Below are 11524 nucleotides of genomic sequence, written 5' to 3'. Positions count from 1 at the left end.
CTGATTGCAGCGACCATATGATCATAGAGACTTTTGAGATTGTTGAGAATATGATCGTAGCCTTTTTCCTGTTCAGTAGGAATACGCTGGCGAAAGATTTCTTTATTACGAACATCTAGAATGATGCCTTCGATTTTGGTGCCGCCGAGGTCTATGCCGAGTTTGTGCATTTTGTTTTCAATTTAGAAAGATCGGAAATGAAATTTCGTTTTAAAACTAAATAAATAAACAATGTATAACAAACAAAATATCAAGCTTTACAGAATATATTCAGTCAGGAATTGCTATTTTTTGCTTGCGCTTGAAAGTAATTTTTTTTATCTATAAATAAAGCAAACTATGAGTACGAATTAATTATGGTTATTTTATTAGCGGATGATAAAATACAAAGTCTGATTGATGAAGAAAAGAGAGTTTCCCTGAAACTTAGCGATTTTATTCCTTTCAAAAATAAAAAAGGACATAAAGAACAAGAAATTTCTATAAAAAGAAACGATGGCAGTGAATTTAAAATAATAATTAGGCAAAATAAAACTGATCCACTTAACTTTTCTGTTATCTTAGGATATATTCCTAAAAACTTGAATCGTCTTTTCAGAATAACTCGCTACAATGGGAAAGGCCATCAACACACAAATAAAATTGAAAAAAATTCATTTGATGATTTTCATATTCACAGAGCAATTCAGCGATATCAGGAATTCGGATTTGATGAAGACGCTTATGCAGAAGTAACGGATAAATATTCTGATCTTCCAAGTGCTTTAAATTCTTTTGTAAAAGACTGTAATGTTATAGTGCCACAAGATTCGCAAAGATCATTGTTTGACTAACTTCTTAATTAAAGTAGATTAAATTTTTTTTGATGCTAATTACTTAAATAAAGTTATGAATATTAAAGTCATAGAAAAAGAATTTAAGAAGAAGGTTAGTAATCAAATCTCGATTGAAGCTGAAGGTATTAATCGATATAGAATATTCTCTCCTTTTTTATATAATGATGGAGACCATTTTTCAATTGTCCTGAAAACCACACCTAAAGGGTGGATTTTGACCGATGAAGGTAATACTTACATGCATTTAAGCTATTATTTAGATGTTAATGATTTAGATAGAGGAACTAAAGAAAAAATTATTCGGTCGACTTTGTCCTGTTTTGGAGTAAATGAAAAAGAGGGTGCATTAGTCTCCGAAATTAAAGACAACGATTTCGGAAATGCTTTTTACAGCTATATTCAAAGCCTAATAAAAATTAGCGATGTAACTTATTTGAGTCGTGAAATGGTAAAATCTACTTTCATGGAAGATTTTAAAACATTTATTTCTGAAAATGTACCTTTTAAAAGACTTGAGTTCAACTATTTTGATAAACGACATGACCCCGATGGAAAATACGCTGTTGACTGCAGAATAAATAGTATGCCCAATCCGGCTTTTATTTTTGCAATTTCTAATGACGATAAATGCAGAGATGCAACGATCAATCTACACCAATTTGAAAAATGGGGACTTAATTTCCGCTCAATTACAATTTTTGAGGAACAAGAAGCTATTAACAGGAAAGTTCTAGCGAGATTTAGTGATGTTAGCGAAAAACAATTTTCAAGTCTTACTTTGAATAAAGATAGAATTTCTAGCTACTTGACACAAATATTACAATAAATCTTCATTCCACCTCTGGCGGATTTAGCAAACCCAAGAAACTTCAAAACACTAGACACTCTTAAAACAGCCTGAAGCCAAGCCCAACATTCGGCCGTTGCACCATTTTTACCGCATCTCCTTTCATTGTCGCCAGGGTAAGGCCCAAATGCAGTTCCGTTTTAGCAAAAAGGAAAAAGTGCATATCAGCGCCAAATTCGGTCACTTTCCGGGTGTTGTAATGAGCAAATAATCCCAGTGAAGTATGCAGAGGTGTAAACTCGGAAGTTTTAAAATAACGGAGACCCAAACTGTAATTTCCAGAAGTGGAAACCGCTTGTTCTAACGTGCCGGTGAAATGCAGCTGGTCGCCCATCAGCAGAAATGAAAGGATACCAAGTTGATTTAAAAAGCTGTCTTTTATGCCCCAACCTTCTCTGTAACCGTCCTCAAATTCTTTCAACAAGCCCAGGGCACTTGAGACTAATGCAGCGTTCAGTTTCGGGTGTGGACTGCCGTCTGCTTTAAAGAACTTGTAGAAGCCAACCGCGAGCATTCCACTTCCGGCGAAATGCATGCCACTTGTAGCATCGAAACGGTCATCGCTTACAAACTTAAAACCGCCTTGCCGGGGCTCACTGAATAGATATTTCTGAGCTTTGACGGGCGAGAGTCCGGCTAACAAAAATACCAGACAAATAGAAATTTGAATCCTCAGGTGCATATGTTCTCAAAAAATAAGGGTGCAATTTAAGAATGGATGGTCCCCCTAAAAAAAATAGGGACTTTGAAATCTGACGATTATCAAAATCCCTGATATACTGGGCCATCCATTTGAAATTTTAGCCTATATTAGATGCAAGAGAATCGGAGTGGCGAAATTTTTATAGTAACCCGTTGTGTGCAATTCTCGCCCGAGACTTTAATTTTGGCATTCATTTTGGCAAATTTGTTGAAAAAAGAATTTTAATTCGTTACATTTAACGGCTGAGATTGTCACTTTACCAAAATATAGAAAGAATCAAGAAAGGAAATTTCGCATGCCAAAGAAAGTCATTTCAACCGAAAAAGCGCCACAGGCCATCGGCCCTTACTCGCAGGCCATTCAAGTAGATAAACAGCTTTTTGTCTCCGGCCAGATTGCTCTGGATCCGGCGACCGGAGAGGTTCAACTGGGTGATGTTGAAAGCCAAACGCACCTGGTGATGCAAAATTTAAAGGCAATTTTGACGGCCTCCGGCGGGTCTTTAGACTCCGTTGTGAAGTGTACAATTTACTTAAAAGACCTCGGCAATTTCGCAGCGGTTAATGAAGTTTACGGAAGTTATTTCAAAACAGCGCCTCCCGCCCGCGCGACTGTGGAAGTTTCGGGACTTCCAAAAGACGTAGATGTTGAAATTGATGCGATTGCTTTTTTGGAATAATGGTTAATAATCTAAGAGAAGAATTTGGCGATATCGATATCTACCTATTCGATCAATTGCTAAAAGGTCGAATTGATAACTCGAAACGCATTTTGGATGCGGGGTGCGGAGCTGGTAGAAATCTAACCTATTTTCTAAAAAATGGTTTTGATATCTACGCGATTGAAAAGAATCATGACTTGCTTGAGAGAGTTAAAAATTTTGCCAGAGAAATGGCGCCTCAATTATCCCGGGAGAATTTCAAGCTTGGAGCTGTTGAGAATATTCCTTTTGCCGATAACGAATTTGATATCGTAATAAGTAATGCAGTACTGCATTTTGCTGCAAATAAACAACATTTTGATGAAATGCTTTTTTCAATGTGGCGCGTATTAAAAGGCGGCGGATTTCTTTTTGTTAGATTGGCGTCAATTATAGGAATTGAAAATGAGGTAAAACCTCTTGGCAGCGGCCGCTATCTAATTCCTGATGGTTCAGAAAGATATCTTGTGGATCAAAAAATTCTTCTTGATTACACATTGCAATTAGGTGGAAAACTGATAGAAAATATTAAAACAACAAATGTCCAGAACCTTCGCTGTATGACCACCTGGTGTTTAACAAAATGTGCATAGCAACTACTTTACACAAGGAGAGCTGATGAATGAGAACTTATATCCTGAATTTATCAAAAATTTACCCGAGGCCGATCTTCCAATCGAGAAAGTCGTTGGTTATCTCTTGACGGGAAACCACGGCCAAATCTGTTTTTTTGATTTTGAACCCGGCGTTGAAGTCCCCGAACATTCACATGGCAATCAATGGGGCGTTGTTCTCGAAGGTGAATTAAGCCTGACCATCGGCGAAGAAACAAAACGAATGGCCAAAGGCGACTCTTATTATATTCCGGCCGGCGTTGTGCATTCAGCAAAATTTGATCAGGCGTGCAAAGTATTAGACTTTTTCGAGGATGCAGATCGGTATCAGCCGAAATAAAAAACGAAATTTTACGTTCCAAAAGTCAACTTTAGATGGATTCAGCCGTTAAATTGGGAAATCTTCGGGACTAATTCTTTTCTGATTTTGGTTAAAAAAGATTGAGTTTATTTAGCAATTGTTCTATATTTAAAATTGCTATGTTTTAAATAAAATGAGTACAGCATGACATTCGTTTTTGGATTTTTAGGCAAACGCATCTATCAATTTTTCTATCATCTTGGCCAGTTTGCTGATCTGCTGTGGCAAACCATGAAGGCCTTGAAAGACGGCGGCACATATGGCAGCTTGCTCGGCGTTCAAATGATGCGAATCGGAATTCAATCGATTCCGATAGTGGTTTATATAGCCGCTTTTGCCGGCATGGTAACCGCCATTCAAAGCTCGGAAAATTTTGACCAGTTTGTGCCGGCGTATCTGATCGGATTTGTGGTAGAAAAAAGTATCTTGCGCGAGCTCTGTGCGGTCCTCACTTCCCTGGTCCTGGCTGGACGGGTTGGCGCCTCTATCGCAGCGGAAATCGGTACCATGAGAGTCACTGAGCAAATCGATGCGCTGGAGACTCTGGCGTTTAATCCGGTCTCTTACCTGGTGGTTCCAAGGGTCATTGCCGGTACGGTGATGTTTCCAGTCCTAACTGTTTTTGCAGCTTTGATCGGAATTACCACCGGCTGGATAACCTCTATTTTTCTCATGGATATCAGTTCATTCGAGTTTTTTAAAGGCGCCCGGCAGTACTTTGACACCAAAGATGTGGTTCTGCCAATGGCTAAATCTATCTTATTTGGATTGTCAATTACCCTGATTGCATGCTACCAGGGGTTTAACTCGAAAGGCGGCGCCGAGGGAGTTGGGGCGGCGGCAACAAATGCAGCGGTGACTTCATGCTTAATGGTTCTGTTTTTAGATTTCTTAATTGCCGCACTTATTTTATTTAAATATTAAAAGATTGCGAAATAGTATGCAAGATAAAAACGGAAACAGTCAAGACTCGAGGATGATCGAAATTGTTAAATTATGGAAAATCTTCGAAGACAACGAAGTCTTGCGAGGGGTTAATTTAACAATCGGCAAGGGACATACAACCGCGATCATCGGCAGCAGTGGTTCCGGGAAAACCGTCCTTTTAAAACATATCATGGGACTGTTGAAACCGGACAGCGGGTGTGTTTTTTTGACCGGCACCTGTGTCACGGATTTATCTTACGAGGGGCTTAAATCCATACGTAAAAAAATGGCCATGGTTTTTCAAGGAGCGGCACTGTTTGATTCAATGACCGTCGCCGAAAACGTCGGCATCGGGTTATACCGGCACACCGATCTCAATTCGAAAGAAATCCAGAAAAGAGTCACTGAGTGCCTGGAAATGGTCGACTTGCATGACATTGAAAAACTATCCCCGGCGGAATTGAGCGGCGGCATGAAAAAAAGAGTTGCGATTGCCCGCGCCATTGCCATGAGACCGAAGATTCTTCTTTACGACGAACCGACAACCGGCCTCGACCCTATTCGCGCCAACTCAATAAACGACTTAATTGTAAATTTGCAAAACCAGTTAGACGTCACATCCGTCGTGGTGACGCATGACATGAACAGCGTCGAACGAGTGGCAGATTTTGTGGCCTTTTTATATAACGGTGTCATTCATTTCGAAGGCACGGTTGAAGAACTTGAAAATTCAGATGACGTTGTTTTGCACAACTTCGTGAATGGGATCGATGAAGTTGAAGCAGGTCAAACTTAGGAGCAAGAAATGAGAAAAATTGGAGCGGAAGTCGCATCCGGTGTAGCGATTTTTCTGGCCTTTATTATTTTGATTGCAGGATTTCTTTTCTTGAAAAACACCCTGTTTGAAACCGGCACCTATACTCTTTTAATTGAATTTAACGACATCACCGGGCTGGAACCGGCTGACATGGTCAGCGTTTCCGGATTGAGAATTGGAAAAGTCGACGACTTTGAACTTAGGGGGCTCAAAGTATTCGTCACGATATCAATTAGTCCGGATGTTCAATTGCCGACCGACTCCCATGCTCAAATAAAAAGCCTTGGCATGGTCGGAGAAAAATTTATCGATATTAGGCCGGGGACGTCTTCAAACTTTTTGAAAGATGGCGATACCCTGCAAGGTAAAAGCGTCAGCGATTTCTCAGATCTCACTGGCTCGGCTGAGGGGTTGATGCTGCAGGCAGAAGAACTTCTCGGCAACATTAAGATTGCATTTAAAAATATTTTTGACGCCCAGGGACAGGCGGACTTAAAAGAAACCCTCGCACATTTAAGAAGTCTTTCGGCGACTCTGAATAATAATTCAGGTCATATTGCAAAAACTCTGATGAACATCGACAGTCTCTCCACGAATTTGAGTGAAATTCTCAGCGCTCGCCGGGGAGAGGTGGAATCTTCCATTAAAAATTTCTCGGAGGCTTCGAACATGTTAGAAGGTCTGACCAGCAAGATGGACAAGTCCATGACAAGCGTGCAGAGTTTACTTGCAAAAATTGAAAACGAGGAAGGTTCGGTAGGAAAAGTTATCGCAAAAGACGATCTTTATAACGATCTTCGCCACCTCACCGCAGAGTTGGATACATTAGTTCAGGATTTAAAAAAACGTCCGCAAAAATATCTGAATTTAGGGTTCATTAAATTTTTTTAGTGCTCGAGTCTCAAATTTTTTCATGTCAGAAAATGGCAACCTTTTGGACAGAAAGAAATAAGGTTTCTTCGTAACAACTGCAAGGAAAAAATTTTATACAAAAAATGCTTCCCATTGACATTAAAAAAACATCCGAAAATCAGTTGACTATCGTTTGGGACGATGGTCACGAAAGTTCTTTCACAATGAAAATGCTTAGAAAGGAGTGCCCGTGCGCCACCTGCAAAAATGCCCGAAGCAGTCAAAGTCAGGGTTCGCTAAAAGTCCTTTCTCCCGGCGAAATCATCCTGGACAATATTCAAATAAAAGAAGCAGAAATAGTCGGTAGATATGCAGTGCAATTCACCTGGAGTGACGGACATCATGAAGGGATTTACGCTTTCGACATGTTACGTGAATTGTGTGAGTGCGAGGCATGTAAATATGAAGGCAAAATAGTTTGACTTCTGCTTTCGAGAGTGAAAACCGAATTGAATATAAAGTTAGTTTGTTGTATATTATAAGACTCAGCAAACCACTTACTCCGCACTGGGGTTTTTTATTTAAATGAACAGGGTATTTATGACTAACCGGAAAAATAGCGATCCCTGAGTCAACTTCAGTTGCAACTTGCATTTTGTTTTTACCGTATCTAAAAAACCATATTTGCTGTTTAAAATTTAGCCTCATCAATGTTAGCACTTGAAACCCAGGATTTAACCAAACGATTTAATCGTGGTAAGATCACCGCACTGGAAGACGTTACACTTTCCGTTAAGGAAGGCGTCATTTTTGGCCTTTTGGGACCAAACGGTGCTGGCAAAACCACTTTAATCAAAATTGTGCTTGGCATTCTTTTTCCAACATCCGGTTCAGCAACAGTTCTGGAACGGCCGATTAATGACATCCAGATAAAAGAGAAGATCGGCTATCTGCCGGAAAACCACCGTTACCCAGATTTTCTCAAAGGGGGTGAAGTTCTCGACTATTTTGCACGGTTGTCTGCCGTAGAAAAAAACCGGCTGAAGAGAAATAAAGCTGAGCTTCTGAAACTGGTTAATCTTGAAAAATGGGAAAACACGAAGATTAAAAAATACTCCAAAGGAATGCAGCAGCGGCTGGGATTAGCCCAGGCTATGATGAACGATCCGAACATCCTTTTTCTTGATGAACCCACCGACGGCGTTGACCCGATTGGCAGAAAAGAGATTCGAGAGGTTCTGTTGCATTTCAAGGAGGAAGGAAAAACCATATTTTTAAATTCTCACCTTCTATCTGAAGTCGAAATGATCTGCGATGAAGTGGCAATTCTGGACAAAGGCAAGCTTATTCGCCGCGGCACGGTTGAGGAACTGACCTCGTATTCAAAGACGTTTAAAATTCAAACTTCCAAAGTAACGAAGACTCTGTTGGATGGACTTAAACCTCACACGATAGAAATGGATCAACAGAACAGCTGCATTCAGGTAACGGTGGCCAGTCAAAAAAATCTAAATGCTATTATCGATCATTTGCGAGCAAACGATATCGACATTAAAGGTGTGGTTCCTCACAAACAAAGCCTTGAAGAGAGTTTTATCGAAATCCTGAAGAAAGATATTGTAGAAGAATGAAGCTCACGCAAAGGCGCAAAGCATGTCCTGAGCAACGCCGAAGGGACGCAGAGAACACGCTAAGGTATTTTGACTTCAAACAATTTAGCATTTATGACTGAGAATGAATTGTCTTTTGAGATTATTGGAGCAGCTATTGAAGTTCATCGCGTGTTGGGTCCCGGGCTTCTGGAATCTGCTGATGAAGAGTGTCTTTGCTATGAACTGCAACAAAAGAAATTTCACATCGAACAGCAGTTTTGACTACCGATGCGATATAAGGATACCATTGTAAAAGAAAAAATGTATCGTTTGGATATTTGGGTCGATAGAAAGGTTATTATTGATGTTAAATCAGTGGAGCAAGTGCTTCCCGTTCATGCGAAACAAGTTTTGACCTACTTGCAACAGACCAAAAGCAAACTTGGCTTGCTTTTGAATTTTAATGTCCCTGTCCATCAAGGATGGTATTCACAGAATTGTAATGGGACTGGAAGAATGATATATATTTATTCTTTGCGTAATCTTAGCGTCTGTGCGTGAATATTCAAAGATGTTCAATTATTCATAAATAGAAAATGAAGCTGCTTTCCAAAATTTTTGCATACACCGCACTTACTTTTCGTGAATCGTTGGCAAAAAAAACTTTCGTGGTGTTTTTCCTGCTTTCAACAATTAACCATATCTTTTTTCTTTTGGCATTAGACGTGGATGTCGTGGATGGCGCCTTCGCCATGGTGCAGATCTTCGGAGAGGACTTGCGCACTAATAAGGCAATTGACGTGCAAGAAATGATCATTGTGATTGAATCATTTATTGCGGTGTTTTTTGCGTTTGCCGGCGGCATTTTCTTTTCGATATTTGCCACCGCGAGTCTCGTTCCCAGCATGCTTGAAAAAGGTAGTATTGAGGTTTTGATATCCAAACCCCTTTCAAGAGCGCAGCTTTTCATCGGTCGCTATCTTGGCGCTCAGTCAATCATGGTGTTAAATATTATCTATTTGATTGGCGGCTCCTGGTTAATTTTATCGATAAAAACGGGGGTCTGGTATTTCCCTTACCTCTATGCCATTCCTATGGTGATCGTCTCTTTTGTTTTTATGTACACTCTAATGGCTTTCGTGGGCCTGGTTTCGAGAAGCACAGGTGTTACAATAATGATCGCCTACTCCGCCATACTATTTAGTGCCGTATTTACACCCAATAAAGACCGGTTTTATGCCTTGCTTTCAAAAAAGATTTACTACTTTTTGGAAAGTATTTATCACGTTCTGCCCAAAACCTATGACATGGGATTTATAACATTTTCTTTGGTTGGCGGGAAACCTTTCGACGGCTGGACGGCACTTTGGACATCCGCAATTGCCGCAACCGTTATGCTCGCAGTTTCTATTGGTATTTTTTCTAAAAAAGATTTTTAAAAACATTGGAGGTATTATGATGAAAAAAGCTTATTTACCAATTCTATTGTTAATCTTAATTTTCTCGACAGCATGCTCAGGTGGAGAGGGGCCTCGGGAAGTATCCGCTGTGACCTCACCCGCAAAATCAACCGACTATTTATCTTTAATGCCTGAAGAAACGAATATCCTTTTTTATGCAAATTTTAAAAGCATAAAACAAACCTCTTTTGGTGAAGAGTTAAGCGCTCGGTTTGAAGACGAGATAAGAGTTAAACGGGACGACCGGGAATACCGCGACTTTTTAGAAGCCACCGGAGTGAATCCTGAAAAGGATATTTACGAACTGTGGTTCGGAAGCACGGGTGGGGACAGGCGCGATAATGTTGGCGGCGCCATCGTTCGCGGCAAGTTTGACGAGAAAAAAATTGTCGAATATATTGAGGAAGAGCGCTATCACCGGCTTCGGCAAAATACCTACCGGGGTCATAAAATTTACACCCTTGAAGATAGTTATCGTAGTAGAAACGATGGCAACGAGTTTACTTTCCTGAATTCAGAAACAGTCGCAATTGGAGATGGAGAATGGTTAAAGAATGTTATCGATCTGTCTAAAGACGGCGGCAAAAACGTGCTGAGCAATAAAGCCATGGCGCGCTTCATCGATGAGGTTCCGAGCCAGGACCAATTATGGGCGGTCATCAATTTGAATGAAATGACTGACGCATGGACGCAAAAAATTCGTGAGCAGGGCTCTACTTTTAAGGGGACAAAATCAATCGAAAATATGCAGTCTCTAATCTTTCACACCCGGGTCGACAAAGATGCCAAACTTTTCATCAAGGGAGACTTCGGAACGGCGGAAGAAGCAGAAGTGCTTGCGGAAATGCTGAATGGTTTCAAAGCGATGGCGAAACTCATGGTCTTAGACGACAAAGAAGCTATCGATATGTTAAACGGCATCAAAATAAAATCCGACGGTTCGATGATTCATATCAACACCACGGTTGACAAGAATTTCTTTGATAAAGTTGATGAGAAGCGCAAGAAATTTGGCGGCGGGCCGGTGAAATTGCTTTAATAATAAAGTTTCGCAGAGAAAAAAAGGCCGCTTTCGAAGCGGCCTTTTTTATTTTGTCATTTGACATTTCGAATGCTTTTAAATAAATTTGGAACGAGTATGCCAAGATATAAAGACAAAAATGCAGACTGAAATCAATAACAAGGTTTTAGAGCTCGTTGAAGGGGATATTACGGAACAGGAGTCGGATGCAATTGTGAACGCGGCAAACTCATCCCTCATTCTAGGTGCCGGCGTCGCCGGCGCGATTCGCAGCAAAGGCGGCCCGGCGATTCAGCAGAAGTGCGACCAAATCGGCGGCTGTCCTGTCGGTGGCGCAGCGATTACTACCGCCGGGAATCTGAAAGCCAAACACGTGATTCACGCAGTCGGTCCGCGCATAGGAGAAGGTAATGAAGACGAAAAGCTTAAAAACGCCACCTTGAGCAGTCTCAAAGTCGCCGCTGACAACGGCCTCAAAAGCATTTCCTTTCCAGCTATCAGTACCGGCATTTTTGGCTTCCCCATAAAACGATGTGCTGAAATCATGCTCTCAAACACAATTGATTATCTGAAGGAAGATACCGGAGTAGAGAAAGTCGTTTTTTGCTTATACGGGCAGGAAGCTTTTGGTGTTTTTAAAGAAACTTTAGAAAAGTTGCAAAAATGATTCACACGGGAAGGCTGTCCAAAAAGTCAGGAAACGAGTCCGAAGGCGTCCCGCCGGGGGATTGCTTCGCCTAGAAACTTTGAAAAAACGCTCGGCGAGGCATGTCCTGAGCTTGTCGAATGGACGC

The 11524-nt window shown here is 40.8% G+C and carries 15 protein-coding genes and 1 pseudogene; 14 read left to right on the top strand and 2 right to left on the bottom strand.

The genetic code is table 11. The features are described from left to right. Positions 1–170: ROK family protein (locus IH879_11695; protein ID MCH7675598.1), on the bottom strand; the 170-nt coding region annotated here is incomplete at its 3' end. 186 nt (positions 171–356) lie between these two features. On the opposite strand from IH879_11695, the gene IH879_11690 reads away from it, so the two are divergent. Then, positions 357–833 carry a hypothetical protein gene (locus IH879_11690; protein ID MCH7675597.1) on the top strand — a complete coding sequence of 159 codons (477 nt, stop codon included), beginning with the start codon at positions 357–359 and terminating at the stop codon, positions 831–833. 55 nt (positions 834–888) lie between these two features. Further along, positions 889–1662 carry a DUF1828 domain-containing protein gene (locus tag IH879_11685; protein ID MCH7675596.1) on the top strand — a complete coding sequence of 258 codons (774 nt, stop codon included), beginning with the start codon at positions 889–891 and terminating at the stop codon, positions 1660–1662. Positions 1663–1723: 61 nt separating this feature from the next. On the opposite strand, the gene IH879_11680 is transcribed toward IH879_11685, so the two are convergent. Then, complete coding sequence (locus tag IH879_11680; GenBank protein MCH7675595.1) at positions 1724–2365, bottom strand: hypothetical protein; 642 nt, start codon at positions 2363–2365, stop codon at positions 1724–1726. Between the two features lie 316 nt (positions 2366–2681). On the opposite strand from IH879_11680, the gene IH879_11675 reads away from it, so the two are divergent. The 12 genes and pseudogenes from IH879_11675 to IH879_11620 all read left to right on the top strand — a co-directional run bounded on the left by IH879_11675 (position 2682) and on the right by IH879_11620 (position 11397). After that, on the top strand, positions 2682–3065 hold the full coding sequence (locus tag IH879_11675; GenBank protein MCH7675594.1) for a RidA family protein: 384 nt from the start codon (positions 2682–2684) through the stop codon (positions 3063–3065). Continuing rightward, positions 3065–3679, top strand: a complete 615-nt coding sequence (locus IH879_11670; protein ID MCH7675593.1) for a class I SAM-dependent methyltransferase — start codon at positions 3065–3067, stop codon at positions 3677–3679. The genes IH879_11675 and IH879_11670 overlap by 1 nt, the downstream gene beginning before the upstream one ends. A 25-nt stretch (positions 3680–3704) precedes the next feature. After that, positions 3705–4040 carry a cupin domain-containing protein gene (locus IH879_11665; protein ID MCH7675592.1) on the top strand — a complete coding sequence of 112 codons (336 nt, stop codon included), beginning with the start codon at positions 3705–3707 and terminating at the stop codon, positions 4038–4040. A 165-nt stretch (positions 4041–4205) separates the two neighbouring features. Continuing rightward, a complete protein-coding gene (locus IH879_11660) occupies positions 4206–4985 on the top strand; it encodes an ABC transporter permease (GenBank protein MCH7675591.1) in 780 nt (259 codons plus the stop codon). 52 nt (positions 4986–5037) lie between these two features. Next, positions 5038–5784 carry an ABC transporter ATP-binding protein gene (locus IH879_11655; protein ID MCH7675590.1) on the top strand — a complete coding sequence of 249 codons (747 nt, stop codon included), beginning with the start codon at positions 5038–5040 and terminating at the stop codon, positions 5782–5784. Between the two features lie 9 nt (positions 5785–5793). Further along, complete coding sequence (locus IH879_11650; protein MCH7675589.1) at positions 5794–6696, top strand: MCE family protein; 903 nt, start codon at positions 5794–5796, stop codon at positions 6694–6696. Positions 6697–6800: 104 nt separating this feature from the next. Further along, positions 6801–7139: a DUF971 domain-containing protein gene (locus IH879_11645; GenBank protein MCH7675588.1), complete on the top strand. Its 339-nt coding sequence runs from the start codon at positions 6801–6803 to the stop codon at positions 7137–7139. A gap of 228 nt (positions 7140–7367) precedes the next feature. Beyond that, positions 7368–8288: an ABC transporter ATP-binding protein gene (locus IH879_11640; protein MCH7675587.1), complete on the top strand. Its 921-nt coding sequence runs from the start codon at positions 7368–7370 to the stop codon at positions 8286–8288. 93 nt (positions 8289–8381) lie between these two features. Beyond that, positions 8382–8810, top strand: a pseudogene (locus IH879_11635) (GxxExxY protein). A gap of 35 nt (positions 8811–8845) precedes the next feature. Next, a complete protein-coding gene (locus tag IH879_11630) occupies positions 8846–9688 on the top strand; it encodes an ABC transporter permease subunit (protein MCH7675586.1) in 843 nt (280 codons plus the stop codon). A 19-nt stretch (positions 9689–9707) separates the two neighbouring features. Next, positions 9708–10748, top strand: a complete 1041-nt coding sequence (locus tag IH879_11625) for a hypothetical protein (GenBank protein ID MCH7675585.1) — start codon at positions 9708–9710, stop codon at positions 10746–10748. 121 nt (positions 10749–10869) lie between these two features. Continuing rightward, positions 10870–11397, top strand: a complete 528-nt coding sequence (locus IH879_11620; GenBank protein ID MCH7675584.1) for a macro domain-containing protein — start codon at positions 10870–10872, stop codon at positions 11395–11397. Positions 11398–11524 lie beyond the last annotated feature (127 nt).

Source organism: candidate division KSB1 bacterium, assembly GCA_022562085.1.
Taxonomy (GTDB): Bacteria; Zhuqueibacterota; Zhuqueibacteria; order Oceanimicrobiales; family Oceanimicrobiaceae; genus Oceanimicrobium.
This window is presented reverse-complemented; position numbering and strand designations above follow the sequence as displayed.

Excerpts from the sequence above, each read along its gene's own strand:
- IH879_11620 (MCH7675584.1), top strand. The coding sequence starts at position 10,870 with ATGCAGACTGAAATCAATAACAAGGTTTTAGAGCTCGTTGAAGGGGAT.
- IH879_11630 (MCH7675586.1), top strand. The coding sequence starts at position 8,846 with ATGAAGCTGCTTTCCAAAATTTTTGCATACACCGCACTTACTTTTCGT.
- IH879_11660 (MCH7675591.1), top strand. The coding sequence starts at position 4,206 with ATGACATTCGTTTTTGGATTTTTAGGCAAACGCATCTATCAATTTTTC.
- IH879_11640 (MCH7675587.1), top strand. The coding sequence starts at position 7,368 with ATGTTAGCACTTGAAACCCAGGATTTAACCAAACGATTTAATCGTGGT.
- IH879_11645 (MCH7675588.1), top strand. The coding sequence starts at position 6,801 with ATGCTTCCCATTGACATTAAAAAAACATCCGAAAATCAGTTGACTATC.
- IH879_11690 (MCH7675597.1), top strand. The coding sequence starts at position 357 with ATGGTTATTTTATTAGCGGATGATAAAATACAAAGTCTGATTGATGAA.
- IH879_11650 (MCH7675589.1), top strand. The coding sequence starts at position 5,794 with ATGAGAAAAATTGGAGCGGAAGTCGCATCCGGTGTAGCGATTTTTCTG.
- IH879_11675 (MCH7675594.1), top strand. The coding sequence starts at position 2,682 with ATGCCAAAGAAAGTCATTTCAACCGAAAAAGCGCCACAGGCCATCGGC.
- IH879_11670 (MCH7675593.1), top strand. The coding sequence starts at position 3,065 with ATGGTTAATAATCTAAGAGAAGAATTTGGCGATATCGATATCTACCTA.
- IH879_11680 (MCH7675595.1), bottom strand. The coding sequence starts at position 2,365 with ATGCACCTGAGGATTCAAATTTCTATTTGTCTGGTATTTTTGTTAGCC.
- IH879_11685 (MCH7675596.1), top strand. The coding sequence starts at position 889 with ATGAATATTAAAGTCATAGAAAAAGAATTTAAGAAGAAGGTTAGTAAT.
- IH879_11665 (MCH7675592.1), top strand. The coding sequence starts at position 3,705 with ATGAATGAGAACTTATATCCTGAATTTATCAAAAATTTACCCGAGGCC.
- IH879_11655 (MCH7675590.1), top strand. The coding sequence starts at position 5,038 with ATGATCGAAATTGTTAAATTATGGAAAATCTTCGAAGACAACGAAGTC.
- IH879_11625 (MCH7675585.1), top strand. The coding sequence starts at position 9,708 with ATGAAAAAAGCTTATTTACCAATTCTATTGTTAATCTTAATTTTCTCG.